The organism is uncultured Williamsia sp., from assembly GCF_947494875.1.
GTDB lineage: Bacteria > Actinomycetota > Actinomycetes > Mycobacteriales > Mycobacteriaceae > Williamsia_A.
Genome location: NZ_CANLWM010000003.1, coordinates 141,216 through 168,182 on the forward strand (window position 1 = coordinate 141,216; position 26,967 = coordinate 168,182).

Genomic DNA, 26,967 nt, shown 5'->3' on the forward strand with positions numbered 1-26,967 from the left:
GTTCGCGTCATGGCGGTCACGATGAGTTTTCACAGCCCACATCTGCATCACAAGCAGCCGTTGAGCGCCGCTCGGATGCGGCGGGCGCGGCTGCGGCGTGCCGCGGTCTGGGGTCAGGTCGGTTGGGCCGCGTTCATGCTGGGCTCTGCGGCGTTGGCATTGGGTCTGGCCGGTCTCGCGACCGGACTCACCGTGGCCGGCATCGTCGCCCTCGCGGTGTGGGTCGTGGCCTATGGAGTGGTGATCTACGCGATCCGTGCCCGCGCGATGGCCAAGGGTGACCGCACGCTGCAGGAGCACATCGCGCGCATCAAGCGTCAGCACTACCGGCAGTACTACCCCGCGTCCGCGACGTCGTCGGCGACCAGCGCCCGCGAGCCCTACCGCAAGCCGTGCTCGCTGCTCACTCCCGGCGCCGACTAGGGAATCCGTCTCGACCGTTCCCTCGGACCGTGCCGAGAAGGACCGCCGACGTCTCGCGGTAAGCTCTCGTCATTCAGTGGCGTACCGCGCGGAAAACATCGACCGGGTGCGGGATCCGCGATTCGCCGTCCGCATCGGACACCGCGACCGCCCGGAGGTAGTCGCGCACCGGACCCCGCAGTTCCGGGGTCAGTCGGGCTTGGACGGCGAAGTCCAGCACCTCGTCGCTCGTCGCGAGCAGGGCCACCAACGCGTCCAGCGTCACCGACTCCTCGAGGATGATCCCGGCGTCGTCGAATGCCTTCCGGACGTCAGCGCTGAACCACTGCGGGTGGTCCTCCAGTGGTGGCGCCAGCACGTCGACCAACTCGTTGAGTGCGGCGCGGGGGGCGTTGAGCACCCACAGTTGCCCGCCGGGACGCACCAGCTGCAGGGCGGAACGCAATGTCGCGGCCACGTCGGCGACGTAGTACATCGAGTGGACGAAGACGACGACGTCGAACGTCTCGTCGAGAGCAGCCTCGGCGAACGAGGTCACGTGCACGTCGATGCTGAGTTCGTGCGCCTCCAATGCGGACATCTCCGCGGCGAACAAGGCTGCGCTCCCCGACCAGGGCTCGATGCCGACGTAGCGCACCGGTCGCCCGGGAACCGCTCGCAGGAGACCCTGAGCGAGCTGCGAGTCCAGCGAGCCGTCGCCGCAGCCGACCGAGAGCACCGACACCGGTCCGTCGTCCAATCTCGCCAGGTGTCCGGCGAGGTGATCCGCGATCAGGCCGCGTTGGTCGGAGAGTCGCTCGAACGCGGCGTGGTCGCGCGCGTAGGACTCGGGGTCGAGACAGGGCAGGGCGGGGGAGTCGCGGCGTGCGACACGCAACTCGTCGAGGATCGCGACGGCGGTGTCGGTCGATCGGGACGGCACAGAGCTGAACACACTGCCGAGTGAACCACGTCACGACTGTACATATGTACGCGCACGTATGCTGGCGACAACGACAAAGGAGTCCTGTGAGCAGCAAAGACACGGCCGAACGAAGTCTCGAGCACTGGAGTGAGGCGGGTCGCGCCGAGATGGAGGCCTTTTACGCCCTGGCCACCGAGGACTACCGGCAACTGGCGCTCGCCGCCGACTGGCCGACCCTCCTGGGATCCCGCGCACACGACGGATGGTCGTTGCTGGACGTGGCCTGTGGAAGCGGCAAGTTCCCCACGGCGCTGCGCCGTCACACCGATCTCTCGACGGTGCCGGAGGTGGCCTACGACCTGCTCGACCCGTCGGAGTTCTCCGTCGCCGAGGCGCGCAGTGCTCTGGGCGCCCCGTTCGCGGCCAGACACGACCTGGTCATGACGCTGCAGGATCTGCCCGCCGAGCACTCGGACTACGACGTCGTCTGGGCCACGCACGCGCTCTACGCACTTCCCCCGGATGAATTGGACGCCGCGGCAAAGCGTTTCGTGGCCGCGCTCGCCCCGGGCGGTCTCGGACTGGTCGCACAGGCGACGGCGACGTCGCACTACCTCGCCTTCTACGACGCGTTTCGCGCGGGCGTCCACGAGGCGACGCCGTACACGACCGCCGAGCAGGTGCGCGACGCCCTGACCCGTGCCGGTGCCGACGTCCGCGATCAGCGGATCACCTACACCACCGGGACGTCCGATCGTGTTGTCGCCGAGGGCTTCCTCCAGCGCTGCGCCTTCGACGACACCGTGTCGCTGGAGCAGATGGAGGCAGCGCCCGTTCTGGGCGACTACCTCGCCTCCTGCCGCGACGCGTCCGGTTCCTACACCTTCTCCCACGAGGCGGCTCTGCTGTGGCTCTGAGCAATCCGACGACCAACGACCGCCTGCCCGAGGAGAATCGCGACGGCGGCATCGAACAGGACTGGGCCGGCGACGATCAGGACTGGTGGGACTGGTACGTCACCCTGGCCGCCAACGATGCCGTCCCCACCGAGTTGGTCGACGGGCCCGGACTGCCCGACGCCGCACCGGCGAGCGACGAGCAGGTCGAGCGTGAGTTGGCCGAGCCCTACGACCTCGATTCCGCTGCGGTGGACGCCTTCGCCCGTGATGCGTTCGTCCGGCTGCCCGGTGTCCTCTCGCCGGCCGTGGTTCGACGTCTCGCCGAGCGACTCGAGGAGTTGTTGCGCGCGGAGCACGGCGACGACGTCGCAGGCCGGTTCACGGCGCTGGAGCAGATGTGGCTGCACGACGATCTGATGCGCGCGGTCGCGCTGTCGCCACGCATCGGGGGACTGGCCGCGACGCTCCTCGGCGAGCCGGGCGTGCGGCTGTACCACGACAACGCCCTGTCGAAGGAGCCCGGCTGCGGCCGGACGCCCTGGCACCACGACGCCGAGCACTTCCCACTGCAGACCACGCAGGCGGTGACCGCGTGGATCCCCATGTCCGCGATCCCCGGTCGCATGGGTCCACTGTCGTTCGCGCGTGGCCGCGACGTGCTGTCGGAGGTGTCCGACCTCGAGTTCGACAAGGTCGGGACGTCGTACGACGAGGCCGTCTCGCACCGCTTCGTCGAGCGTGACGTCGCCGTCGAGGCCGGACCGTTCGCGGTGGGCGATGTGTCGTTCCACTCCGCGCTGTGTCTCCACACCGCGGGCCCGAACCTCACCACGCAGCCCCGGCGGGCCCTGGCGACAACGTATTTCGCCGACGGTGCTCGGGTTGTCGATTCACCGACGTTGATCAGCGGCACGTGGCGTGAGTTCCTCCCTGGCGTCGAGCCCGGCGGCCTTGCGGTGTCCGACCTGAACCCGGTGGTCGGCCGCTCCAGCTGATCGGCGGTCGGTGGACGGTCACACCGGATCGGACAGGGTGGCGCTGAAGGCGACGGTCACCTCGTCGACCACCTTCATCGCGCCGAGCAACTGCGAGTACGGCTTGATGCCGAAATCGGACTGTCGCACAACGGATTCCATGGACAGGTGGTGACGCTCGTCCTCGGTCGTCACCGCCAGGTCGACGACGTGGTCATGAGTGACGCCGTGGATCTCGAGGGTGCCGGTCAACCGCCGGCCCGTGTCGGTGGCGTCGATCGTGTCCGAGCGGAAGGTGACGGTCGGGAACCGCTTTGCGTCGAGTGTCTTCAGCGCGTTCGACCGTGCCACCATCTTTTCGGGGGCGAGCAGGGGCGTGATGCCGCCCTCGCCGTGCACCACGTCGATCGAGTCGAGATCGGCGGTGAGCTCGACCGCCGTCGGCTGCCCACCATCCCACTCGACGACCGCGTGCCACCGGGACACCTCGATCGTCAGGCGGTGGCCCATGGTCGCGGCCTTGCCGGTGACACCGGTGCGGATCTCGAGAGTCGCGTCGTCGGAGGGAGTGAGAGTCCAGCTCTGATCGGCCATGCCCCAACGCTACGTGCGTCGGCCAGGTCGTCTCGTCGCATCCTCGTCGGGGTGGACGGCGGGCTCGGATGTGTCGAGGGGGGCGTGCTCGAGCAGGCGCAGCTTGTCCGCCGAAGTGCTGCCCGGTTCGGCGGTGTACAGGAGCAGTATCTGGGCGCCGCCGTCCGCGGCCAGTTCCTCGCAGTCCAGGACCAGTTCGCCGACCGAGAGATGTCGGAACGTCTTGCGTTGCGGTCGGGGCCGCCAGGAGACGTCATGCTGCTCCCAGAGTTCGACGAACTCCGGTGAGCTGCGCTGCAATGCCGCGACGAGTGCCCGCACCTGTGGGTCCTTCGGGCGTCGGGCACTGGCCAACCGCAGGATCGAGGCGTAGGCGCGCGAGTATTCGGCGCACTCGTCGGAAGGGTGGATCTGCTGTGCGACCGGCTCGGTGAACCACCGATAGAAGCGCGATCGACGGAGGTCGGTGGGTGCGAACCGGGACTCGTCGCCGAACAATGCCATCGCCGAACGATTTTGTGACAGGACACGGCCGAGGTCGTCGGTCACCATCGCCGGGGTGTCGAGGTGGTCGAGTACTCGCTGCAGAGCAGGGGAGAGGTGATGGTCGTACCCGTCGTCGGCGGGTGGTGGATGACCGGCCAGCCGATGGAGGTGATCGCGTTCTCGGCGACTCAAGCGCAGTGCGCGGGTGACGGCGGCGAGCATCTGCGCCGACGGCTGCGGTCCGCGGCCCTGCTCGAGACGCGTGTAGTAGTCGGTCGACATCCCGGCGAGCCGGGCGACCTCCTCGCGGCGCAGGCCGGGTGTGCGGCGGCGGGCGGTCCGCTCGAGTCCGACGTCCTCGGGCGTCAGGGCCTCGCGACGGTGCCGCAGGAAGTCGGCCAAGGATTCCTTGTCCATGGATGTCAGGATGACCGATCGTCGACTCCGTAGGCAGAGATCGGTGGTCCCCCGATAACAGGGTCTCTGGTGACCGTTCGGGATCCCGAGCACGGTGGGGACATGACCACGACGAACACCACGAACCCCCAGACAGCACTCGTCACCGGCGGGAGCCGCGGCCTCGGCCGCGCCACCGCCCTCGCCCTCGCGGACGCGGGTGTCGACAGCGTCATCACCTTCCGCACCGGTGAGCCCGAGGCTCTCGTAGTGGTCGACGAGATCGAGGCACGCGGTCGGCGGGCGACCGCCCTGCGTCTCGACACCACCGACATCGCGTCGTTCCCCACCTTCCGGGACACCCTGCGAGACCACCTGCCCGACGGGCAGCTGGACATCCTGGTGAACAACGCGGGCACTGCTCTGTACAGCGCCCTGGCCGACACCACCGAGGACGAGGTCGACACCGTGTTCGCGGTCCACCTCAAGGGGCCGCTGTTCCTCACGCAGGCGGTGGAGCCGCTTCTGCGCGACGGTGGTCGCATCGTCAACGTCTCGACGGCACTGACCCGGATGGCCTTTCCGCGGTCGGGTCCCTATGCCGCGGCGAAGGGCGCGTTGGAGGTCCTCACGCGCTATCAGGCGCTCGAGTACGGCGGGCGAGGGATCACCGCGAACGTGGTCGCGGCCGGCGCCGTGCCCACCGATTTCGGTGGTGGCCACCTGCGTTCGGATCCCGACCTGCAGCAGACGATGATCGACTCCGCGGCGCTGCGGCGACTGGCCGCGCCCGAGGACATCGGTTCCGCCATCGCCGGACTCGTCACCGCGTCGGGGTCGTGGATCACCGGTCAGCGCATCGAGGCGTCGGGAGGCGTTCGTCTCTGATCGCGCGTGACCATCGGACCGGTGCGTGCCGGTCGGTCAGCCGGCCTCGTCGAGGAGGCGGCGCAAGTTGTCCACGGCACCGTTCATGTGGCGCACGATGGTCCGCAGTGTCCCGATCTGCGCCGGGGTGGGTGCGCCGGTGAGCCCGGTCTTGACGCTGTTCAGCCGGGACCCCTCCAACCACGAGGCGATCCGAGGCTCGGACCCCCACCGGATCGTGCTCTCGGTGTTGACGAGCGTGGTGCGCAGCCAGTCGATGTCGGCGTCCGGCGAGGGGATCACCGCACACAGCGCGTTCTTCTCCGCCTCGTCGGTGAACGTGGCCTCCACGTGTGCGATCAGTGCGGCGCTGAAGACCTGCTGACACGTGCGGACGCTCTGGAGGACGATCCGATCTCCGCTGAAGACCGGTTCCGGTGGGCGACGCTTGAATCCGTCTGCGGTGCAGTCGACGTGGATCACCCCGGCGGAGGTCTTGACGGTGCCGCCGTCCAGTCCGATCGCGTCGGCACCGATCGACCGGACCCGTCCCATGCGCACGACGCCGCTGATGCTCCGCAACTGGTCGAGTTCGGTCCTCGTCACCGTCGCGCAGCGGTACATCGTCGGCGTCACCTCGGGGTCGAGTCGCAGCAGCTGGCCAGTCTCCTCGAGGCGACGGAAGAGGTCGGGTATCGAGGTCGCCAGCGCGGACGCCTCCAGCTGCAGCGCGTAACCGCCGACCGTGCTCTCGAAGTTGTCCTCGACCGGCTGGATGTTGCGCCGGTCGAGGAACCAGGAGTCCCGCGGCACGATCCACCGGATGGCGTCGGGGTCCACCCCCGCGTCGAGCAGCCACAAGCATGCATCGATGCCGGTCTTGCCCGCACCGATCACCACGTACCCCGAGGCATCACCGAACACCGACGGCAGCTCGTTCGGCGCGACGCACACGATCCCGTCGGCGACGTCGTACGTGGGTGGGCGCATCGAGGGCACGGTGACCTCGCTGTGGGCGGCGTCGACGATCTTCCTCGCGCGGATGGGTCGTCGGGCACCTGTCGTGACCGACACCGCGTCCGACCCGTCGACGTCGTGCTCGGGCAGGTACTGCAGGCGCCCGGTGGGGAGGAGTCGTTCTCGCAGCACGCGATCGAAGTAGTCGACCACCTCCGCGCCGGAGGCGAGTTCCTGGAGTCCGGCGTTCCCGCCCTCGGTGTCGAGTCGACCCATGCCGAGCGCCTCGGAGTTGACGCCGTAGAACGCCGACGGCTGGTGCAGCCGAACGAACGGATAGGCGCGATTCCAGTGCCCGCCGGGGCGGCTGTACCTGTCGACGAGCGCCACGGTCGCCGTCGTCTCGGACAGGAGGACGTCGGTGAACGCCATGCCGACCGCCCCCGCACCCACGACGAGGTAGTCGACGTCGATCGGTGCGCTGTTCGGGTCCATGTGACCGACTATGCCATCGGGGTGAGGGGTGGCAGCGTCTGTTGCCAGGAGCGGAGTTCGTCGACGAAGAGGGCCGGTTGCTCCAGAGCGGCGAAGTGGCCGCCGCGGTCCACCTCGTTGCAGTACGACAACGTGGGATACCGCTTGCGCGCCCAGCGCTCCGACGTCCGGTTGATCTCCTTCGGGAACATCGAGACACCCACGGGAACACCGATGTCGGACTGCCAGGACGAGCGGGGAGCCTCCCAGTACAAACGTGCCGACGATGCTCCGGTCGCGGGGAGCCAATACATCATCACGGCGTCGAGCATCTGGTCGAACGTCAGGATGTTGGTCGGATCGCCGTCGTGATCGGTCCAGTCCCAGAACTTCTCGACGATCCACGCCGCCAGGCCGACGGGGGAGTCGACGAGTGAGTAGCCGATCGTCTGAGGGCGGGTGGACTGCTCCTTGAGGTAGCCGGTCTTGTCCCGCCGGTGCTGTTTCAGGTGGGCGATGATCGCACGCTCGGCCTCGGTCGGGTCGTCGTCGGGATCCGGTTGCGCCAGCGGCATGTTCAGGTGGATCCCCGTCAGGTGCTCGGCGTCGACGGCACCGAGCGCACTGGTGACGATCGATCCCCAGTCACCGCCCTGTGCCGCGTACCGGTCGTAACCGAGCGTCGCCATGAGCTCGGCCCAGGCTGTGGCGATCCGGTTGACACCCCACCCCGGCGACGTCGGCTTGTCGCTGAAGCCGAACCCCGGCAGCGTCGGCAGTACGAGATGGAAGGCCGGCTGATCGTCGGCAGGAGCCGTGAGCGGCTCGATGACGTCGAGGAACTCCAGTACCGATCCCGGCCAGCCATGCGTCATGAGCAGGGGCGTGGCGTCGGGACGTTCCGATCGGACGTGGATGACGTGGATCGCGAGCGAGTCGTCGCCGCCCCCGCGGACATCGACGCGACACTGCGGCAGGTCGTTCAGTCGTTGCTCGACGCGGCGCCAGTCGTAGGTGTGCATCCAGTGATCGACCAGTCGGCGCAGGAAGTCCTCGGGCACGCCCTGGCTGGTGTCGTCGACGTTCTCGGGCTCCGCCCAGCGGGTACGACGCAACCGATCGGCGAGGTCGTCGAGGTCGTCCTGGGGGACGTCGATGCGAAACGGTGTCACGGCGCTGCTGTCGGAGCTCACGACCTCAGTGTGCCGCGCGGGGCACGGCGCCACGATGAGCGACCAGCAGCACGCTGGTGCCGCCCGATGTCAGGTCGTCCTGGTTCTGGTCACGTGTCGAGCTCTGCGGCCACACCGTCGTGGAACACCCGGAGGGTGAAGTCGAGCTGCTGGGTGCCGTAGGTGTTGTCACCCCGCTCCGAGATACGCACGAGGTTGGGATATCTGGCGGCATCCCTCGGGGCGAGGGCTCGCACCAAGGATCGGTGCCGAGGTCGGTCGCCGCTGGCGGACGCGCGAGTGATGTCCCGTGCATGTCCGAGGCAGATGGTCGACAGCATGGTGACCGCCCGGATGCTGAGTTCATCGTGGAACCCTGCGTCGGTCAGTCTGCTGAACAGCAATTCGGTGGGCTCGAGGAACCACGACGTCAGGGCCTCGTCGAACCAGAGGTGGTCGGCCAGGTCTCCGGCGGCCACGATCCCCCGGACGAAGGAGTGCGCGTACGCAGTACAGGCGTCCTGCCACGTGGATGTGCGGGCGATGTCGCCTGCCGCGAATTGCGCCGCGAACGCGTCGAGTGCCACCAGTGCGAGCAGCGAATCGCGATCGGAGACGTGGTTGTAGAGAGCTTTGCGATCCACCCCGAGCACGCTCGCCACGGATTGCATCGACAGTGATTCGCGGGGGAGGGATTTGGCGGCCTCGAGGATCTGATCGAGATCGATCCCAGCGCTGTGCCCTCGACCCCGTCGTCTGACCTCGGCGGCCACGTTCCCACCTCCACACCCAGCGCAGGGTGCCTCTTGCCCACTGCCAGGTGACGAGCGTAACGTGCGGTGAAATCCCGCCCGGTATTTGCTCAGGAGTGACGATGACAACGACGCATCACCACCATGTGGACCCTGTGGTCACCAGAGAACGGTTGCTGGGTACCGAGTCGCGGTGGCGACGGTTCGGTGAGCCGAATCCGGCCGGTTCGGAGTCGTCCGACGGCGAGCGGGACTACGGCGTCTTCGGTCCTGATTCCGTGGCCTGGGAGGTGCTGTTGCACCCCGCGACGATCGTGTTCCAGAGCGCGGCCCAGTTCGTCCTGCAACTCACCTACAAGCCGATCTTCGCCGGGGTGCGTGACTGGGACCCCATCTCCCGTAAGGCCCGCGCGGGTGAGCTCACGATCTTCGATCTCTTCGATCGTGCCCAGCGGAACTCCGGGATCCACGCGCCCATGTGGCTCGGTGACACCGCGACTGCCCGACGAGTGGCGAAGCACCTGGCCAACATCCACGCGAAGGTCGCCGGCGACGTCATCGACGCGGGGGATCCGTCGCTCGGTTCGTACAGTGCGAACTCGCCGCGGGAGTCGATGTGGGCTGCGCTGACCGAGATGCACACGATGCTCTGGGTCTACGAGTCACTGGCATTTCGTGACGGGCACGGACCCCGTCGACTCCCCGACGAGAAGCGGGACCAGTTCATCGCCGAGGTCGCCGAGTACTGCAAGCTCTTCCCGGCCGCAGACGAGGATCTGCCCACGACGATGGCGGAACTGCAGGCTCTGTACGACCGCGATGCACGCCTGTTCGGGCAGACGCCGTCGATGGCGATCATCCCGTCGACCGGACAGAACTACGCAGAGTTGGTCGAGGAGTCGATGCAGAAGAACCGGCACCCGTCGCAGTATCGGGTTCGCGTCCAACTCTGGTTCCAGAACTCACTGTTCAAGCTTCCGGTACTCGGTTCGGTCTCGGGGAAAACCCGCCGATCGATGCACCTGACGCGTCGTCAGGAGCTGCTCGCCCGGTCGTCGCTCTACTGGATGCGACCCCTCATATGGGTGCTGCAGCAGCCGCCGTGCGAGCGCTACTTCATGCGGATGATGTGGGGCCCCGACGCTGTCGACTTGATACGCCACGCCCGCGCACTCCGCCGCGCACGGTCATCACGTCAGACTCCGTTCTGAGTGCGCGTCCCTGACCGTGCGCGCGACGCAGACGATGTGCCCGGGGTGTACCCGAGGGACCGTCGGAAGGTGTCGATGAACGCGCTCGGAGTGGCCCAACCACACCGGTGAGCGACGTCGGTGACGGTGTGGTCGTCCGCGAGCAGGCGCACGGCGTGGTGGAGCCGGAGCTGTGTGCGCCACTCGCGGTAACTCATCGCCAGGTCCTCGGCGAAGAGCCGGCTGAGGGTGCGTTCGCCCACTCCGATGGCCGCTCCCACCGCACTCAGGCGTAGGGGAGTGGACAGGTTCTCCGCGACCAGCGTGCACGCCTCCACCAGTCGCGGGTCCGTGGGCGTTGGAAGCCATTGGGGCTGAGGGTCGTCGAACCGCAGATGGTCGTGCAGGACGTCGAGCAGGCGACGGCCACCGGGGGAGTCGTCGGTGTCCGCGGAGGATCGGGCCTTGATGAGTTCGCGGGTCAGCGGGTCGATCAGCAGCACGGTCGGCCTTCGCGCCGGATCGGCATACCGTGCGGGCTCGAAAGCCACACAGTGGAATCGGGTGCGGCCGTGGAATCGGTGGTGGTGCAGGACTCCGGCCGGTATCCAGATGGCGCGATTGGGCGGGGTGATCCAGGTGCCGACGTCGGTCGTCACCGCGACTGCGCCGGTGGACGGGTAGACGACCTGATGCCACGGGTGGAGGTGGGGCTCGATCGTCGTCCCCGCCGCACACACCTGTGACGACGTCGCCATGTGGTCGTGGCTGGTTTCCGACATTTCCGGGCACTGTATAGGAAGTCGTCGATGTCTGTCCGCCCTAGTTTCGGGAGGAGATGATCTCCAGCCTGGGAGGGAACCGACATGGCGAGCCCCGACATCGACGACGGTCACGTGCTGCGAGCACCGGAGAAACCGGGGAAGACCCCTCGTGCCCTGGCGCGGATGAGGTGGTGGATCGCAGGGCATGCGGTCGACGATTTCTATCAGGGCATGGTGCCCGCCATGCTGCCGTTTCTGGCCATCGCGAGGGGATACGACTACACCGCGGTCGCGGCCTTGGCGATGGCAGCTGCGCTGGGAAGCGCGTTGCCGCAGCCGATGTTCGGGATCCTGGCCGATCGCCGACCCACCCCGTTCGTCGCGCCCGTCGGCCTCACGATCGCCGGAGTGGGGGCCTGTGCTGCGGTGACGGTGCCGCAGTATCCGGTGGTCTGGACACTGATGCTGGTGTCCGGTCTCGGGGTGGCCGCGTTCCACCCGGCCGCGGGCCGTGACGCACGGCGGTCTGCAGGCGCCAGTGCGACGGCGATGAGCTATTTCGCGACGGGGGGCAAGGTCGGGTTCTTCCTGGCACCCCTCGTGGTGACACCGGTGGCGGCGCATTTCGGAGTGGAGGCGCTCGTTGCCTTGGTCGTCCCGGCGCTGGTGATGGGAGCCGCGTTGCTGCGACACCAGCGTCACGTTCAGACGAACGGCGGGGCCGCACCGACGTCGTCGGGCCGCGATCGCTGGCGACCGTTCGTGACGCTCACCGGGGTCGAGATCGTGAGGTCCACCGTGTCGTTCGGGATCAGCACGTTCCTCGCGCTCTACTTCATCCACCACCTCGGGACCAGTGTCACCACCGGCGGTCTCGCCCTGACCCTGTTCCTCGGTGGCGGGATCGCCGGGACGGTCATCGGAGGACGCATCGCCGACCGCTTCGGCGCAGTGCGCACCGTGCAGATCGGCGGTGCGCTGATCATCCCGGTACTCGTCGCACTGCGCGCCGCCGAACAACCCGTGCCGGCTCTGGTCCTCGCGCTCATGGCGGGCGCCGCCATCAACATCCCGTTCGCCGTCATGGTGAAGCTCGGGCAGGACTATCTGCCGAGCCGTCCGGGGACGGCGGCGGGGGTGACGTTGGGGCTGGCGGTGAGTGCCGGCGGACTGCTCATGCCGGCGCTCGGGGCGATCGCCGACCACGCGGGGATCACCGCCACCCTGTCGACCCTGTGCGTCGTGTCCGCCATCGCCGTGGCCCTGGCGCTGGCGCTTCCTCGCTCGTGAGTGTGCGTGCCCAGCCGTTATCGCATCACGAGTGTTGGTCGATGTAGGTGTCGGCATCCTCCTCCGGACGGTCGACCCCGTGTCGATGCGTGGCTTCGAATGTCGCGAAGGCCACCGCGAGGTCGTGACGCTGCTGCAAGTCGGCATGTTGCCGGATGTCGGCGATCGCGCCGCGCTCCTCCTCGCCCATGTGGTCGCTGTTCGCGACCCGCGCGTCGACCACGGACTTGCGCCACTCTGTGCTGCCCACCGGGTGCTCGTCGGCAGCGCGGATGGCGTCGCGGATCTCGTTGTGATCGCCGATGGCGTCGCGAGTCTCGGCCTCCGGGCCGTCCTCTCCACCCGCGCCGCGGCCGACGTCCAGCAGGACGGGATAGAAGATCTCCTCCTCGGCGGCGGCGTGAACTTCGAGCAGGGTGGCCAGCCGTCGCCACAGTGGTTCCAGAACGGCGGGATCGTCGCCCGCCTCGTCGAGCAAGGCGAACTGGTGTTCCAACTCGTGATGGTCGTGCAGGATCAGCTCGGCGATGTCCATTGATCTCCTCGGATAGAACTGCTTCTCCACTGCAGTCTGCACTCGACTCAACTCATCCGCGCCACTCTCAATCGCCATGTTGTCGAATTGCAGTATGGGCTCGGAGTGCACAAGGGATTCTCGTCGGCTGCTCGTGGAGGTTGTGTCGAATCGTAGAGCGCGACGGATTTAAAACGGGTGAAATCGGACGTGGGTATGCCTACTGGCGGTGCGGGTGCGGTTGTCAACTCGGAGGTTGTCGGAGTCGTCAGGTCGGAGAGCATCGTGGCGTATAGTTTCAACCCACACGCATTGGCTGAAACCCCGGGTTCTGCGTCGCCTGGGAAGGGTCGCCATGACAACATCACCGCCGTCTCGGGAGCTCTACCTCGTACCGCCGAATTCGACAGGTGTGTACAGCGATTCCGCGACCGAGCGTATGGTCACACCGCGCCTCCGCGATCGCTCCGACATCGTCGAGTTCCACGGTCGTCACGCGCTGCGCAACACGACCACCACACCGCACGAGGCGATGGTCGCGGATCTGTTGTTCATCCGGGATGCGCTCGACGCCGCGGGCATCGCGTATCTGCTGGTGCGAGGAAATGATTCGCGACCCGTCTTGGCCGTGGATTGGCACCTGCGCGCCGAACTACGCGCCGCCCTCGTCTCCGCGTGCATGCGGGAGCCGTTCTACGTCAAGACGATGGACGTCGACAACAGCCGTCCGATGCTGGTCGCCGACGACACGCTCTCCGAGGACGACGACGCACGGATCCTCAGGCTCTACCGCCCGCGCTACGAACCCACCAGTGGTCTCCACTACGGCGCATCGACCGCGGTGCAGGTCGAGCTGTGGTCGATGTCGTCGGCGGAGATGGTGCTCCCGGTGGAGAATTCGTTGACGCGCAGCATCATCCGCACGGACGAGGTGGTGTTCGGCACCGTCGAACGGTTCGGTGCGACCTGGCCGACAATCGAGAACATGTTCGCCGACCACGCGTCGGACATCTCGTTCGACATCGACATCGTCTTCTCCTGGGTGGACGGTTCGTCCGCGGAGTTCCAGGCTCAGCGCGCCAAGCGCATGAGAAATTATGTCGTCGGATCCGGTGACGACTCCGCCGCACGGTTCCGTCAGATCGACGAACTCAAATACGCGCTGCGATCGGTGCACATGTACGCCCCGTGGATCCGACGCATCTTCGTCGCGACCGACTCTCCGCGCCCGGCGTGGCTGGCCGACGACCCCCGCGTCACATTCGTTCCCAGTGCGGAGTTCTTCACCGACACCTCGGTGCTTCCCACCCACAACTCGCAGGCCGTCGAGTCGCAGTTGCACCGCATCCCGGGCCTGTCCGAACACTTCCTGTACTCCAACGACGACATGTTCTTCGCGCGGCCGGTCCAACCGGACATGTTCTTCTCACCGGGCGGCATCACCATGTTCGTCGAGGGTGACGTGCGCATCGGGCTCGGCACGAACGACAACCAGCGCAGCGGTTTCGAGAACGCCGCCCGGGTCAACCGACGAGTCCTCAAGAAGCGATTCGGGTCGGTGACGACCCGACACCTCGAACACGTCGTGACGCCGTTACGGAAGAGCGTGATGTCGGAGATGGAGGCCGAGTTCCCCGAGGAGTTCACCGCCACCGCGGCCAGCGCGTTCCGGGCCAGCGACAACATCTCGGTCACCAACTCGCTCTACCACTACTACGCCCTGCGCACCGGTCGGGCCGTGGTCCAGCGAGGCGCCAAGGTGCGCTACATCGACACCACCTCCGCTGCCGGTCTGCGGTTGATGGACAAGCTGCTGCCCAAGCGGGCCGTGGACTTCTTCTGCCTCAACGACGGCAGCTTTCCCGAAGTGGACCTCGACGTCCGAACCGACCGGGTCACGCGATTCCTCGACCGGTATTTCCCCATCCCCGCCGGATGGGAGACACCGCCGCCGACGTCTTCCGCGAAGCACTAGACCGGCGGACTCGCGGCCCGCGAGCTGTCGCGGATGGTGACCCCGTGTGCCTCTATCCGGCGCGCTGCCTCGTCGGCGTCGACACCCTCACCCACCGTGGGGTCGCCGCGCAGGGGGACGACTGAGCAGACCACGGTCTCGTCGTAGACGTAGACGAGGTTGTGCGCCTGGGCTCCGTCCCTGCCTCGGACCGCGCCCGCCGACACCGCCAGGTCCTGGGTGTAGCTCGTGGCCGACGCCACCGACACCGGGATCCCCGCGAACGTCGCCGTCGTCGAGTAGTGCAGGTGGCCCGACAGGATCTGACGGACATCATTGCCGCGCAGAACATTCGCCAACTTCTGCTGGCCGACGAGCTCGACCAGCGTCGACAGGTCCAGAACCGCGGGGATCGGCGGGTGGTGCATCACCACGATGCTGCCATGGGGCGACGGTGTCGCGAGGACGTCGGTCAACCACGCCAACTGTTCATCGGTGACCTCACCGTGGTGGTAACCGGGGACGGTGGTGTCGAGAGTGATGAGGCGCAGCCCATCGATGTCGTAGACCTCGTCGATGGGATCACTCGACGGCTCCTGGTCCAGGAGGTGGGCACGGAACTGCGCGCGGTCGTCGTGGTTGCCCATCGCCCAGATCACCGTCGCGTCGAGTTCGTCTGCGAGCGGATCGACCAGTGCCCGCAGGTCGTCGTACGCCGCGGCCTCGCCCCGGTCGGTCAGGTCGCCGCTGAACACCAGCACGTCCGGGCGGGCCTTCGACGCCTGAACGTCAGCGAGGATCCGCCGCAACCGTTCTCCGCCGTCCACGTCGCCGTAGAGGATGCCCTCGGCGACGAGGTGGGTGTCGCTGAAGTGGAGGATGCAGAAATTGGGCCGCGCGTACTCGGCCGTTCGGGCCTTCATGTGCTCTCGCTTCCGCCGGCCGTTCGTCGAGGGCCGTGCGTGGGGCGTGCGCGAAACCCGGGGCCGGGCGTCCGTCGTGTTCACCCTAGACAACCGGAGACGCGGACCGCGTCGCCACTGCGCGCCGGCTCGGCGAGCTCGTCGTGGCGACGAGTGTAGGAGTTCGAGTGCGCTCAAACGCGAGACAGGGAGTAATCCGTTTTCATGACAGGGACATATCTGACCTTCGATCTGCCGGATGCAGCGGTGGGTCGAGGGTGCGACGAAGTCGTCGATGGTTCGAGGCAGTGATGCAGGCACTTTCGGCAGGGAGCTCACAACGCGCGACGTGGTCGCAGGGAACACGACCGATGACGTGACACCGCTGCGCTACTCGGTATCGGCGCGAAGGACCTCGCGTGTGATCTCGAGCTGGCCGAGGTGTTGCGCAAGCTCTCGCACCAGGTGGCTGAGGAGATACTCGGGGGTAGCCGTCGCGGCGCGGGATCCGGCTGCGCCCGGGTCGCGAACGCCGTCGGTCACGGCGACCTCAACCCAGGCCGGGAGTCGGGCAGCGACGTCGTCGAGTGCGCCGTGCAGGTCTGTGACCGTCCCGGTCGCCGTGAACTCAGCGTTGCGATCTCGGGGGATACGTTCGCCGCCGATGACGCTACCCGCCCAGAACAGGACGACCTGCGTGCAGTGGTACACGATGCCGTACCCCGAATTCGCTTGCGGTAGCGGCGGAACGACGTTGATGCGTTCGTCGCCAATCTGATCGGCGACGGCTGCCAGGCCGTCGAGATTCTCGACGATCAGGCCGTGCGCCGCTTCGGCCCAGGCGGGCAGGTTCAGGTTGTCGATCACCGCGGATTCCTGCTCGGCATGTCAGTCATCGCGGAAGCCTAGACGCGCGCGATGTGAACACCGACCCGCCCACTGTGCCCCGCAGCAAACGTCTGCGAAAGCGAAGCGCCGAGCGTGGTCCGCGCACCGGACATGACCTTGTAGGTCATCGACTCGCTGACGTAACCGCACGCATCCTGGGTCTGGTCACCACGCCCCCAACAGAATCGAGGTCCTTCGTGGACGCAGTCAGCACCACCTACCTGGACACCTAGAATTCGACTGACCCTGCGGCCCGGCGCGCCGCGCTCGAGCAGTTCTGGTCACCGCAGGCCACGTACAGCGATCCGCTCGTAGAGGCGACTGGTCATGACGAACTCGACTCAGCGATCGCCGGCGTGCAGCACCAGTTCCCCGGATTCGTGTTCACCGCCATCGGTGACACCGACGCCCACCACGATCACGCCCGGTTCCGCTGGGGTTTAGGCCCTGCCAACGAACCGCCCCTCGTCGAGGGGTTCGACGTTGTGTCACTGGACGGCGAGGGGCGCATCCTCACCGTGGTCGGGTTCTTGGACAAAGTTCCCAGCTGACCCCGCTTGTCCACCGGGAAACAAGACAACGCGCCAAACCCGCCGGGCGAATGGTATTACGTGACAAAGGCATACCGGTTGGAACGCGACAGGCTTCGAAAGGTGCGTGTCCATCGCTGTCTGGGGGTTGGTCATCGAAGGTCGTGGGCCGACGTGTCGGTTCACTTCTTGCACGAGCGCACCGCTGATGCGACGCACGAGCGAAGCGGGTGCGCTGGCGCGGTCGTCGGTCCACCGCGCGAACCCGCCGAGCGAGCCCGACCGACTGGATCATCGAACGATGAGGTGATGTCGGCGAGGTCCCGGTCACGTCCGACCACGGCCCACTCCTGCGGCATCGCCATCCCATCCACGTCGCGCGGCAGCCGCGGGGTGCCGGTTTCACACGACGCCGGCCGACCGGCATCAGCTGCGCGACGGAAGAGGGGGAGGCGTGCCCCTGCCGCCGGATGAGAGATCGGAAACTACTGCAGGAACACGCTTCTACTACTGCACCCCGAGCGGCACTACTGCACTTCTGTTAGCCGCGCTGCGCATCGTAGACATGCCAACGTGCGCGGCTCTAGCGTCCGTCTCATGCGTGCCCGGTCGTGGGCGCACGGAGTGTGTTCGGTTCGGATTGTTGATCGTGGGGTTGCGGGGGCGCCCTTCCACGGATAGGTGAAGGACGCTCATGAAGGCCAAGCGGAATTGGGTGCGCGCTGCAAAGCTCGCCGGTGGGGCTGTTGCGATCGCGGGTGCGTGTGCCGCGGGCACGGGTGCCGCCGCGGCGGACACCGCTCCGTCCACGTCGGATGCCGGGGGACAGGCTGTAAGCAGCGCCCCAGCCGACACCGTCGGCGCGGGCACGACCACGTCGACGTCATCGTCGGCGCCCACCCCGACCTCGACCACCACCTCGACGGGCGCCGCGCCGTCATCGACGAAGCCCGTGTCGAGTTCTGGTGGTGGTGCGTCAAGTACGCCGACGGATTCCGGGGGCTCGAGCGCACCTATCCCGACCACCGCGACGAGTCCCGCGCCCTCGGGTACGTCGTCGATGTCGTCGGGTCCGCGGCATGCGGCGCCGACCACAAGCGACCCGACCTCGACCACGTCGTCCTCTGTGACCACCACTGCTGCGTCGACGACCACCTCGCCGCCGAGGACCACCTCGACTGCGACCACGTCATCCGCGGCGGCGGGCACTACGACCATGTCGCCTGCGGCGGGCACCTCGGCACCGTCGACGACCTCGGCACCGTCGACCGCGACAGGAACCGGCACGTTCACCTCGACCCCCGGTGACCGGCACGCCGCCGCGCAGTCGTCTCTATCGCCATCTGCGCCGACCGCCCCGCCGACGCCGGCGACGGCGATCGTGGCGGCATTGCTGAGCATCTTCACCACTGCCCAGCAGCACGGCTCCACCAGCACTCCCGCGGCGGTGGATGGACCGTCGTCGTGGGTCGCCGCCGGCGTCGCTCGCCGAGAGCTGGACACGACCCACACCAGCACCGGCGCATCGACGAATATGGTGACGCCGCAGGTGAGTCTTGTGGCAGCTCCGCCGTTCAATCCGCTGCAGGCGTTGCTCGCCCTGTTGATCAGCAACGGCACCGCTGAGCATCCTGATGCTGGTCTCCTGTTCGGCAACGGGTTCAGCTACACCTCGGCCACCTGCCTTGTGGACATGGTGTGCAACGGCGGCCGCAGTGGCCTGTTCGGCAACGGCGGCAACGGGTTCAACGGCGGCAACGGCGGCGACGCTGGATTGTTCGGCAACGGTGGCCGCGGTGGTGCTGGCAGTGCGGGCACGGCGGGAACCAGCGCCATCGTCACCGGCGGCGCCGGCGGGAACGGTACCGCGGGCGGTGCGGGTGGCCGCGGCGGCAACGGCGGCCTGCTGTTCGGTGCCGGGGGAACGGGCGGCACCGGCGGCATCGGCGGGGTCGGTGGCAGCGGGGCGGCTGGAACCCAGGGTGCGGATGGGACCACGCCCGGCGCCAATGGTGCCGACGGCACCTCAGGTGGGGCAGGCGGCACTGGCGGTCGGGGCGGGGACGCCGGCGCCGGTGGCCGCGGCGGACTCATCGGCACCGCAGGCACGGCCGGCACCAACGGCACCGGCGGAGCCGGCGGGTCCGGCGGTATCGGCGGCGACGGCGGCAACGGTGTGCACGGGACCGCAGGTGCTCACGGCGGCAATGGAACCAACGGTAGTGCGTCAGGCGCCTCGGGAACCAACGGCGCCGACGGAACCCCCGGCGGTGCCGGCGGCAACGGCGGTGCCGGGGGCGCGGGCGGGGCAGCGGGCGTTGGGGGTGCTGCCGGGATGGGCGGCACCGGTGGTTCTGCGGGCGCTGACGGCGCAACCGGGGTACAAGGACTCGGCGGAACCGGCGCCGACGGCGGACACGGCGGCAACGGCGGTGATGGGGGCAACGGGGTTGCAGGGAGCAACGGAGCCGCCGGTAGGGACGCGAACCATAGCACCGCTCAGTCGGGCGCGAATGGACAAGCCGGCGGCGCCGGCGGCAACGGCGGCAACGGCGGGGCGGGAGGCCGCGCAGGCACCGGGGGCGCCGGCCGCGTGGACGGCGCAGACGGTCAGACCGGATCCCAGGGCGACGGCGGCAACGGCGGTACCGGGGCCCGGGGCGGCGACGGCGGCAACGGCGGCAACGGCGAGCCAGGCTATGGCAGTGGCGGCAACGGCGGTGCGGGCGGCAATGGTGGCGCCGGCGGAACCGGCGGCACCGGCGCAATCGCCGGCTCGACCGGTGCGACAGGCGCCGGCGGCAACGGCGGTAACGGCGGAACAAGCGCGCCCAGCTCCGGCACCAGCAGCGCATCCGGTGCCGGCGGTAACGGCGGCAGCGGGTCGGCCGGCGGGAACGGCGGCAACGGCGGGGTGGCCACTGCGACGTCCACCGCAGACGGCAACGGCGGATCAGGCGGAGCAGGCGGTACCGGCACCACGGGCGGTGGCGGCCGCGGCGGCAACGGCGGCACCGCCACCGGCCCCTTCGGGGTCATCGCCGGTGCTGGTGGCAACGGCGGGTCGAGTATTTCCGGCAACGGCGGTGACGGTGGCAACGGCGGGTCCGCCTCCAGCGACCGCCCCCGTTTCGGCGTCTACGGCGGTGACGGTGGCAACGGCGGCAACAGCGCGACAGGTACCGGCGGCAACGGCGGCAACGGCGGATTCGCCCCATCGGGGACCGCCGGCGCTGCGGGAGCAGCAGGTATCGGAGGCAAGGGCAACGGAACTGCCGGAACAGCCGGAACACCAGTCAACCACCCGCCGACGGCCCCGGATCAAAATCTCACCACGCTGGTGAACACGCCCGTGTATTTCGATCTACTCACCGGCGCGACCGATGTCGACGGTGACCCGATCTATATCGGAGATTTCCTCACATATCTTGCGCACGGGTCGCTCTATCACCCAAACGGGAATGCGCCGACCGGCTACACCTACACTCCGAACGCTGGTTTCACTGGGCAGGACATCCTGCGGTACCGGATCGTCAACTATGACGGAGTCGGTAGCACCGTCACCGTCACGTTCGATGTCGTCCCCGGTGCAGCCGTCCAGCCGCCGGTTGCCGTCGACGACGCCGCGACCGTCGCCGAAGGTGGCAGCACCACCATCGCGGTGACCGCCAACGACACCGACGCCGACGGCACGGTCGACACCACCACTGTCGTCATCACCCGACAGCCCACCGCAGGAACCGCGACGGTCAACGCCAACGGCTCGATCACCTACATCAACAACGGCAGCGAGACCAGGGCTGACAGCTTCGGTTACACGGTCAAGGACAACACCGGCGCGGTGAGCAACGAAGCGACCGTGGCCATCACGGTCACCCCGGTCAACGACGCGCCCACCGCGGCGAACGACGCCGCGACCGTCGCCGAAGGTGGCAGCACCACCATCGCGGTGACCGCCAACGACACCGACGCCGACGGCACGGTCGACACCACCACTGTCGTCATCACCCGACAGCCCACCGCAGGAACCGCCACCGTGAACGCCGATGGCTCGATCACCTACGCCAACAACGGCAGCGAGACCAGTTCTGACAGCTTCGGTTACACGGTCAAGGACAACACCGGCGCGGTGAGCAACGAAGCGACCGTGACCATCACGGTCACCCCGGTCAACGATGCGCCGGTGGGAGTGCCCGATTCCTACACGGTCGGGCAGGGCTCCACGCTGGTCGTCAACGCTCCAGGCGTGCTCAGCAATGACACCGACGCAGACAGCCCGACATTGGCCATCTCGGCGGGCACCGCGCCCACACACGCCAGCGCATTCAAACTCTTGTCGGACGGCTCGTTCACCTACACGCCAGCCGCCAACTACAACGGCACCGACTCGTTCACCTACCAGGTGTCCGACGGGACGACCGCGTCGGCGCCTACGACGGTCACCATCACCGTGACCGCCACGAGCAATGCCGCCCCGGTGGCCAATCCCGACTCCTACACCATCGCTGAGGACACCGTCCTGACCGTCGGCGTTCCCGGCGTCCTGGCCAACGACACCGACGTGGACAGCCCGACGTTGGTGATCTCGGCGGGTACCGCGCCCACACACGCCACCGCATTCCAACTCTTGTCGGACGGTTCGTTCACGTACACGCCAGCTGCCAACTACAACGGCACCGACTCGTTCACCTACACCGCCAGTGACGGTGTCAACACCTCGGCAGTCACCACCGTCACGATCACCATCACCCCGGTCAACGACGTGCCGGTGATCGTCAACAGCACGATTCCCGTCAAGCAAAACACCACCGGCGGCTACTTCCTGGGCAACAAGTCATCTGATGGCGATGGCGACGCACTGACCGGAACGCTTCTCACCAACGTTCAGCACGGCACCTTGATCTTCAACGGCGTCGATCTGACCGCCGTCTACACGCCCGCAACCAACTACATCGGACTCGACTCCTTCACCTACAAGGTCAACGACGGAAAGGTCGACAGCGCCGCCGGGACGGTCACGTTCAACGTCACCGCAATTGGCTGATCAGCGGGACACGGAAATAGTTGCACGTGGCCCCTTCACTTGCTGGTCCCAGCGATCGGCCCTGGCGCCGCGACACCTGTCGCTGTCTCCCTTCGACTACTTCGGCGATGTCGAAAGGAGTGCCAGAGCGTCGATGGGTGCTGCCCCGCCCGAGCCAAACCCACCACCAACGCCGGCCGCCGCAACCAAAATCACGGGAGCGCAACGCGTAGTGCATCGCCGCCGTAATAACGGACCCCGCCGCCCGTACGTCCTTTACTCCTGTGCTTCTGGGGCGAGGGTGTCGACGTAGGCGGTGTCGTAGTGCTCGGCGCCCCATTCCGCGAGAGCGGTCAATACGGGCAACAGCTGACGTCCCTTGCTCGTCAACTCGTACTCTGCGCGGCCCGCACGCTCTGTGGCAGCAATGTCGAAAATGTGTTCTTTCACAAGAAACGACAGCCGTTGGGATAGCACCGCTTTCGGAACAGCGAGGCGATCTTGGAAGTCGGTGAACCGACGTCCACCGCGAAACGCCTCCCGCAGGATAAGCAGTGTCCAGCGTTCGCCGACGACCTCTAGCGACCGGGCAATCGGACAATCCTCGGCCGGGTACTCGCGGGGTAGCGCCATGTCGCGATTGTGCCACTTGCAAGTTCGGTGAACGAACCATACCGTCGAATCGGTTGGTTCGGTCAGCGAACCAAGGAACCGGGGGGCTTGGCGTGACTGAAGCGAAAATGGACGTGACGTCGCACGTCATGAACCGACTCGATATCAGCACCGGGATGAAGTTCGAGGAGTTTCGCTCGCGCTTCGAAGAGGCGGCACCGTCGTTCGACGCCGACGTCGTGGAACGCTTGGTTCAGCGCGCAGCCCCCTGGGAGGATATGCAGGCCGCCGTGCGAGAGATGGCTCCGCATGCGCTTATCCGCTACGTCACCATTGACGCCGGCCCCGTGATGGCACTAGCCGGCAACCGGACCCAGGCGGTCGAATACCTGTTGGGCAATCACGTCATCGCCGAGACGATGTTCCGCCACGACCCTCATGCGATGCTGTACGCCCCGCTGCGAGTGCTGTTGTACAGCAACGCCGTGGGCGAAGCCGTGTTCAGCATCGACCAGCCGAGCACAGTTTTCGGCAGCCTGGGCATCGACGAGGTCACTGAGATCGCTCTGGGGCTCGACGACAAAGTAGCCGCGCTGCTCGCGTTCCTCTTGGTGGTCGTTGCCTTCCCGCCGCAATCGGGAACTCGCCACGGTTGATTGCAATCTCAGATGACGCGGCGGCACGGCGTGACCTGGATATGCCACCGTAGTACTCGCCGAAGTCGTCACGAAGATGCCGAATAAGTCGTACGAACTCACTCGCCAGTGGCGAGGAGTTGGGGGAGGCGCTCGAGAATGTGTGGAAGTGGGTCTACGGCCGACCCGGCCCTTTGATTCACGCCACGCGAGACGCAGATGCTGGCGCCAACGCGCGACGACGCATTGACCCGGTCTGACATACACGCTCGTCCGCTCGTGACCACGAGCCAGTAGGTCGGCACCAGGAGGCTGACATTACGTCACTGTGACGTATTGGTCGAGCGTGGCAGGTTCCGTAGGTCATGGGGTGGATCTCGGTCTGGGCGCCGGTCGGCGCACATGGTCGTTCGACGCATTCGTCAACGGCGATTGGCGCAGCTGTGGGGCTTCCTATCGATCCGACCCGGCCAAATCCGTCTGCGACGCCGAGGCTTTCGTTGCGCGGATGCAGATTCGTTTGTGTTGGTCGGACCAAACGCGAGTCGAGCCCTAGCTCTTCATCGCGCCGCGGCCCGGTGTGCGCCGATAAGACACATTATGTCAGGTACGAGTTCCCACTCGCTGCACGTACCTGACAGACCGCTGGCCTAACCTGCCACCGCCGAGGATCGGAATCGCCTGGCACCTGCGTACCCAAAACGATGCCGCACACTGCTGGTTTGCGCCAGCAAGTGGCTGCCGCATTCGAATCGCCCGTGGAGCGTCAGAACGAGCCATGGTGACTCGATCGTGCTCGCCGCATCTCGATGAGGGTTCTGTGATGGCGCCACAGCCACGACGCTCTCGGTCATCTCTTGATCCTCGTATCCACTCGGTTTGCCAAGGATTTGAGATAGTGCTTACTATCTGGATATGAGTTCATACTTGACTTCGACGGGTACATCCGATCGTGCGGAGTAGTCGGCGACTGACTCGGGCCGAAAGTAAAGAGCAGACGCGGCAGCGCTTGTTGAAGGCTGCAGCCGAAGTCTTCGCTCAAAAGGGCTACCTCGGATCCTCGGTGGAGGAGATCGCTGAAACCGCTGGCTTCTCGATCGGGGCGATGTATTCGAACTTTGCGACAAAGCAAGACCTGCTGGCGGCCTTGATGTCCACGCGGGCGGTAGGGCGAATGGACGAGGTCGCCCGTGTCATCGATACCGCGCAGGATCAGTCCGTGGACCCATTGCAGGCGCTGGGTGCCCTGCTGATGGCGATCGCCGACAAAGACATCGAGGCCGCTGTGCTCAGCACCGAGTTTTGGTTGCAAGCGGTGCGCAATCCCGCTCTGATGCAGATCGAGGCCAACGCGTCGGATCAGAAATTGCTTGCGGTGCGCAACATCCTGGTTGAGATCCTTGATCGTCATCACGTTCACGAGAGCGTCTCGGTTGAGGAGTTTGCTGTCACAACGCTGGCATTGTTCAGCGGTCTGATCCGTCAGCGGCGCATCGATCCGCGCCGGGTGTCCGACGAGATGTTCGGCCGTGCACTGCGCTGGCAGATCGACGGTATGCCGAAAACGACAGGTAGCGAACCCCATTCGCGCATCGGAGTTGAGGAAAGAGAATAGGCACGACCATGGACTTTGTTTACAATATTGGCCTCTACTCCATTCCAGCCTTCTTGCTGCTGTTGGGCGCGGAGCTCATCGGCGATCGACTCGAACGTCGCCGCGAGGATTGGGCGCAGTCACACACCGATCGCCGACGCGTAGGTTTCTCGACGCGTGACACGCTGACCAGTTTGTCGGCGTCCGGTCTGCTCCGGATGGTCAAGCCGCTCAACGCGTTCATCCAATTGCCGTGGGATCCTCCAGGGTGGTCGCCAGCGCCGCCATCGACGGCGGATAAGCGCGCAACGGTTCCGCCCACGACACCGGATCGTGTCTCATGAGAGCCGCCGTCCTCTCCGAATTCGGTGCGCCCCTGTCTATTCAGACTCTGCCTGATCCCGAAGTCGGCACTGGAGAGGTCGTCGTCGACATCATCGCTGCCGGCGTCGGGGGCTATGCCGCGGACGTCTTCTCCGGCGCCCGCGGTTACCTACTGGAACTACCCGTCGTCCCGGGCCCGGGCGGTATCGGACGGATACGCGCCACCAGCCCCGATTCCACCCGCTTGACACCCGGTGACTGGGTTTACTGCGACGCCACAATCCGTGGCCGCGACAATATTGCCGAACCCGACATGATTTTGCTGGGCTGGACCGGCCGCACCCCTTCGGCGTTGCCGTTACACCGCTACTTTCATCACGGCTCCTTCGCCGAACAAGTGCTCATGCCCACCGAGAACGTCACGCCGATCGGTGAGATCAACCCGACGGACGCAGGCCGCTGGAGTGTGATGGGGCGTCTACTCGTGCCCTACGGCGGATTGCTAGCCGGCGGGCTGCACGCTGGGCAGACCTTGGTCATCAACGGTGCGACAGGGGGTTTCGGCAGCGCCGGGGTAACCGTTGCGCTGGCCATGGGTGCTGGCCGTGTCGTTGCCACCGGCCGCAACACCGAAACACTCCAAGCGCTAGCAGATTGTCATCGTTCCCGAGTAGCGCCGGTACAAATGACCGGCGACCCGACCGTCGACCACGACCGCATCATCGAAGCCGCAGGCGGACCTGTCGACTGCGTCCTAGATCTGCTACCCCGAATGGCGACAGCGGAACAGGTCCTGACCGCGGCGATGACCGTACGGCCAGGCGGGACCATCGTGCTCATGGGAGGCGTCGGCCGAACCGGCAGCGACGAACTCGCACTGCCCTATCGATGGCTGGTCCGAAACGACGTCACCGTGCGCGGAAAATGGATGTACCCCCGCACAGCCATACCCCAGATGGTGCAGCTGATCCGCTCCGGCCTCATTGACCTGAGCCAATTCGACACCACCGAGTTCGCTCTCGAAAATATCAATGACGCGCTCCCCTACGCAAAGTCACACAGCCAGCCACACCAACTCACAGTCATCCGGCCAGATCGCGAATAATCTTGGCCCTACCAACTGATGCAACACCTCCGATGGCGTCAAGTTGAATCGCCCCGGGCTTTGTAGAGGGCGGGTTATCCCAGCGCGGGTTCGCGGTGGGAGGTGTTCTCACGGTAGTCCTCGTTCTCCATCTCGACCGGAGATCGATAGCCGATCGCGGAGTGCAATCGGTTCTCGTTGAACCAGTGCACCCAGGACAGGGTGGCCAGTTCGAGTTCGCCGACAATGCGGAACGGTCCGTCGATTTGCACGCACTCGGTCTTGTAGAAGCCCGACCACGGACTCGGCCAGAGCGTTGTCGTAGGAGTCGCCCACGGTGCCGATCGATGCGATCGCCCCAGCGTCGGTGAACCGCTCGCTGTAGCGCAGCGCAGTGTATTACGTTCCGGCGTAAAAATTTTGGACCACTCCGGTGACGACGTGTCCGGCGCGGTCGCGGACCCAGAACACCATCTCCCGCGCGTCCAGGGGCAGGTCGGTTGGCATCTGCGCCATCGTCCGCCAGCCGACGATGCGTCGCGAGTAGACGTCGGTGACGAACTCGGTGAATGCCATCCCCGACCAGGTGGGGATGTAGGTGAAGTCCACCACCCACATTTCGTTCGGCCGGGAGGCCCGGAACTGGCGCTGCACATGATCCGGAGCGCGCAGCGCGGCTGAATCGGAGCGGGTCGTGACGAACCGGCGTTCGCGCCGTATCCACGCAGCCCGTGCTGGCGCATGAGGCGCCCGACGGTGCATCGG

Annotated in this window: 25 protein-coding genes and 1 pseudogene; 13 read left to right on the plus strand and 13 right to left on the minus strand. The window is 66.7% G+C overall.

Going from position 1 to position 26,967, the window contains the following annotated elements; translation table 11 throughout:
- The first annotated feature begins 9 nt into the window (after positions 1-9).
- Entirely contained in the window at positions 10-423 is a 414-nt protein-coding gene (locus Q1A98_RS08830) for a hypothetical protein (protein WP_299572183.1), read from the plus strand.
- Positions 424-496: 73 nt separating this feature from the next.
- On the opposite strand, the gene Q1A98_RS08835 is transcribed toward Q1A98_RS08830, so the two are convergent.
- Positions 497-1,357, minus strand: a complete 861-nt coding sequence (locus Q1A98_RS08835; protein WP_299572186.1) for a methyltransferase domain-containing protein — start codon at positions 1,355-1,357, stop codon at positions 497-499.
- 74 nt (positions 1,358-1,431) lie between these two features.
- Here Q1A98_RS08835 and Q1A98_RS08840 point away from each other — a divergent pair, with 74 nt between their 5' ends.
- Together Q1A98_RS08840 and Q1A98_RS08845 are read left to right on the plus strand one after the other, a co-directional pair.
- On the plus strand, positions 1,432-2,244 hold the full coding sequence (locus tag Q1A98_RS08840) for a class I SAM-dependent methyltransferase (protein ID WP_299572187.1): 813 nt from the start codon (positions 1,432-1,434) through the stop codon (positions 2,242-2,244).
- Positions 2,235-3,221, plus strand: a complete 987-nt coding sequence (locus tag Q1A98_RS08845; RefSeq protein ID WP_299572189.1) for a phytanoyl-CoA dioxygenase family protein — start codon at positions 2,235-2,237, stop codon at positions 3,219-3,221. The genes Q1A98_RS08840 and Q1A98_RS08845 overlap by 10 nt, the downstream gene beginning before the upstream one ends.
- A gap of 18 nt (positions 3,222-3,239) precedes the next feature.
- On the opposite strand, the gene Q1A98_RS08850 is transcribed toward Q1A98_RS08845, so the two are convergent.
- Entirely contained in the window at positions 3,240-3,794 is a 555-nt protein-coding gene (locus tag Q1A98_RS08850) for a YceI family protein (RefSeq protein ID WP_299572191.1), read from the minus strand.
- 9 nt (positions 3,795-3,803) lie between these two features.
- Positions 3,804-4,697: a helix-turn-helix transcriptional regulator gene (locus tag Q1A98_RS08855; RefSeq protein WP_299572194.1), complete on the minus strand. Its 894-nt coding sequence runs from the start codon at positions 4,695-4,697 to the stop codon at positions 3,804-3,806.
- 102 nt (positions 4,698-4,799) lie between these two features.
- On the opposite strand from Q1A98_RS08855, the gene Q1A98_RS08860 reads away from it, so the two are divergent.
- Positions 4,800-5,564, plus strand: a complete 765-nt coding sequence (locus tag Q1A98_RS08860; protein WP_299572196.1) for an SDR family oxidoreductase — start codon at positions 4,800-4,802, stop codon at positions 5,562-5,564.
- Between the two features lie 36 nt (positions 5,565-5,600).
- On the opposite strand, the gene Q1A98_RS08865 is transcribed toward Q1A98_RS08860, so the two are convergent.
- The 3 genes from Q1A98_RS08865 to Q1A98_RS08875 form a co-directional block, all read right to left on the minus strand.
- A complete protein-coding gene (locus tag Q1A98_RS08865; RefSeq protein ID WP_299572199.1) occupies positions 5,601-6,995 on the minus strand; it encodes an NAD(P)/FAD-dependent oxidoreductase in 1,395 nt (464 codons plus the stop codon).
- Between the two features lie 8 nt (positions 6,996-7,003).
- Positions 7,004-8,146, minus strand: coding sequence for an epoxide hydrolase family protein (locus tag Q1A98_RS08870; RefSeq protein ID WP_299572813.1), 1,143 nt, complete (start codon positions 8,144-8,146; stop codon positions 7,004-7,006).
- Positions 8,147-8,256: 110 nt separating this feature from the next.
- The gene (locus tag Q1A98_RS08875) at positions 8,257-8,790 is read right to left on the minus strand and encodes a TetR/AcrR family transcriptional regulator C-terminal domain-containing protein (RefSeq protein ID WP_299572201.1); all 534 of its coding nucleotides are present in this window, start codon (positions 8,788-8,790) and stop codon (positions 8,257-8,259) included.
- A gap of 230 nt (positions 8,791-9,020) precedes the next feature.
- On the opposite strand from Q1A98_RS08875, the gene Q1A98_RS08880 reads away from it, so the two are divergent.
- Positions 9,021-10,109 carry an oxygenase MpaB family protein gene (locus tag Q1A98_RS08880; protein WP_299572204.1) on the plus strand — a complete coding sequence of 363 codons (1,089 nt, stop codon included), beginning with the start codon at positions 9,021-9,023 and terminating at the stop codon, positions 10,107-10,109.
- Here the strand turns inward: Q1A98_RS08880 and Q1A98_RS08885 are convergent.
- Complete coding sequence (locus Q1A98_RS08885) at positions 10,094-10,870, minus strand: helix-turn-helix transcriptional regulator (protein ID WP_299572207.1); 777 nt, start codon at positions 10,868-10,870, stop codon at positions 10,094-10,096. The genes Q1A98_RS08880 and Q1A98_RS08885 overlap by 16 nt on opposite strands.
- An 84-nt stretch (positions 10,871-10,954) precedes the next feature.
- Here Q1A98_RS08885 and Q1A98_RS08890 point away from each other — a divergent pair, with 84 nt between their 5' ends.
- Positions 10,955-12,142, plus strand: a complete 1,188-nt coding sequence (locus Q1A98_RS08890) for an MFS transporter (RefSeq protein WP_299572210.1) — start codon at positions 10,955-10,957, stop codon at positions 12,140-12,142.
- A gap of 25 nt (positions 12,143-12,167) precedes the next feature.
- Here the strand turns inward: Q1A98_RS08890 and Q1A98_RS08895 are convergent, their stop codons facing one another.
- Complete coding sequence (locus Q1A98_RS08895; RefSeq protein WP_299572213.1) at positions 12,168-12,677, minus strand: hemerythrin domain-containing protein; 510 nt, start codon at positions 12,675-12,677, stop codon at positions 12,168-12,170.
- 418 nt (positions 12,678-13,095) lie between these two features.
- On the opposite strand from Q1A98_RS08895, the gene Q1A98_RS08900 reads away from it, so the two are divergent.
- On the plus strand, positions 13,096-14,631 hold the full coding sequence (locus Q1A98_RS08900) for a stealth family protein (RefSeq protein WP_299572215.1): 1,536 nt from the start codon (positions 13,096-13,098) through the stop codon (positions 14,629-14,631).
- Here Q1A98_RS08900 and Q1A98_RS08905 read toward each other — a convergent pair.
- Both Q1A98_RS08905 and Q1A98_RS08910 read right to left on the minus strand, forming a co-directional pair.
- The gene (locus tag Q1A98_RS08905) at positions 14,628-15,533 is read right to left on the minus strand and encodes a phosphodiesterase (RefSeq protein WP_299572218.1); all 906 of its coding nucleotides are present in this window, start codon (positions 15,531-15,533) and stop codon (positions 14,628-14,630) included. The genes Q1A98_RS08900 and Q1A98_RS08905 overlap by 4 nt on opposite strands.
- 369 nt (positions 15,534-15,902) lie before the next feature.
- Positions 15,903-16,379, minus strand: coding sequence for a DUF664 domain-containing protein (locus tag Q1A98_RS08910; RefSeq protein ID WP_299572220.1), 477 nt, complete (start codon positions 16,377-16,379; stop codon positions 15,903-15,905).
- A 293-nt stretch (positions 16,380-16,672) separates the two neighbouring features.
- On the opposite strand from Q1A98_RS08910, the pseudogene Q1A98_RS08915 reads away from it, so the two are divergent.
- The 3 genes and pseudogenes from Q1A98_RS08915 to Q1A98_RS08925 all read left to right on the plus strand — a co-directional run.
- Positions 16,673-16,951, plus strand: a pseudogene (locus Q1A98_RS08915) (nuclear transport factor 2 family protein); the annotation flags it as partial.
- A gap of 741 nt (positions 16,952-17,692) precedes the next feature.
- The gene (locus Q1A98_RS08920) at positions 17,693-18,238 is read left to right on the plus strand and encodes a hypothetical protein (protein ID WP_299572223.1); all 546 of its coding nucleotides are present in this window, start codon (positions 17,693-17,695) and stop codon (positions 18,236-18,238) included.
- A 73-nt stretch (positions 18,239-18,311) separates the two neighbouring features.
- Positions 18,312-21,974: an Ig-like domain-containing protein gene (locus Q1A98_RS08925; RefSeq protein WP_299572225.1), complete on the plus strand. Its 3,663-nt coding sequence runs from the start codon at positions 18,312-18,314 to the stop codon at positions 21,972-21,974.
- Positions 21,975-22,229: 255 nt separating this feature from the next.
- Here the strand turns inward: Q1A98_RS08925 and Q1A98_RS08930 are convergent, their stop codons facing one another.
- Positions 22,230-22,586, minus strand: a complete 357-nt coding sequence (locus Q1A98_RS08930) for a helix-turn-helix domain-containing protein (RefSeq protein WP_299572228.1) — start codon at positions 22,584-22,586, stop codon at positions 22,230-22,232.
- 92 nt (positions 22,587-22,678) lie between these two features.
- Here Q1A98_RS08930 and Q1A98_RS08935 point away from each other — a divergent pair, with 92 nt between their 5' ends.
- From Q1A98_RS08935 to Q1A98_RS08945, 3 genes are all read left to right on the plus strand, one after another.
- On the plus strand, positions 22,679-23,221 hold the full coding sequence (locus Q1A98_RS08935) for a DUF302 domain-containing protein (protein ID WP_299572230.1): 543 nt from the start codon (positions 22,679-22,681) through the stop codon (positions 23,219-23,221).
- Between the two features lie 991 nt (positions 23,222-24,212).
- On the plus strand, positions 24,213-24,815 hold the full coding sequence (locus Q1A98_RS08940; RefSeq protein ID WP_299572232.1) for a TetR/AcrR family transcriptional regulator: 603 nt from the start codon (positions 24,213-24,215) through the stop codon (positions 24,813-24,815).
- Between the two features lie 319 nt (positions 24,816-25,134).
- Positions 25,135-26,223, plus strand: a complete 1,089-nt coding sequence (locus tag Q1A98_RS08945) for a zinc-binding dehydrogenase (RefSeq protein WP_299572234.1) — start codon at positions 25,135-25,137, stop codon at positions 26,221-26,223.
- A 74-nt stretch (positions 26,224-26,297) separates the two neighbouring features.
- Here the strand turns inward: Q1A98_RS08945 and Q1A98_RS08950 are convergent, their stop codons facing one another.
- Positions 26,298-26,621, minus strand: a complete 324-nt coding sequence (locus tag Q1A98_RS08950) for an IS3 family transposase (protein ID WP_299572815.1) — start codon at positions 26,619-26,621, stop codon at positions 26,298-26,300.
- Positions 26,602-26,964: a DDE-type integrase/transposase/recombinase gene (locus Q1A98_RS08955; protein WP_299572236.1), complete on the minus strand. Its 363-nt coding sequence runs from the start codon at positions 26,962-26,964 to the stop codon at positions 26,602-26,604. The genes Q1A98_RS08950 and Q1A98_RS08955 overlap by 20 nt, the downstream gene beginning before the upstream one ends.
- Positions 26,965-26,967: the final 3 nt, after the last annotated feature.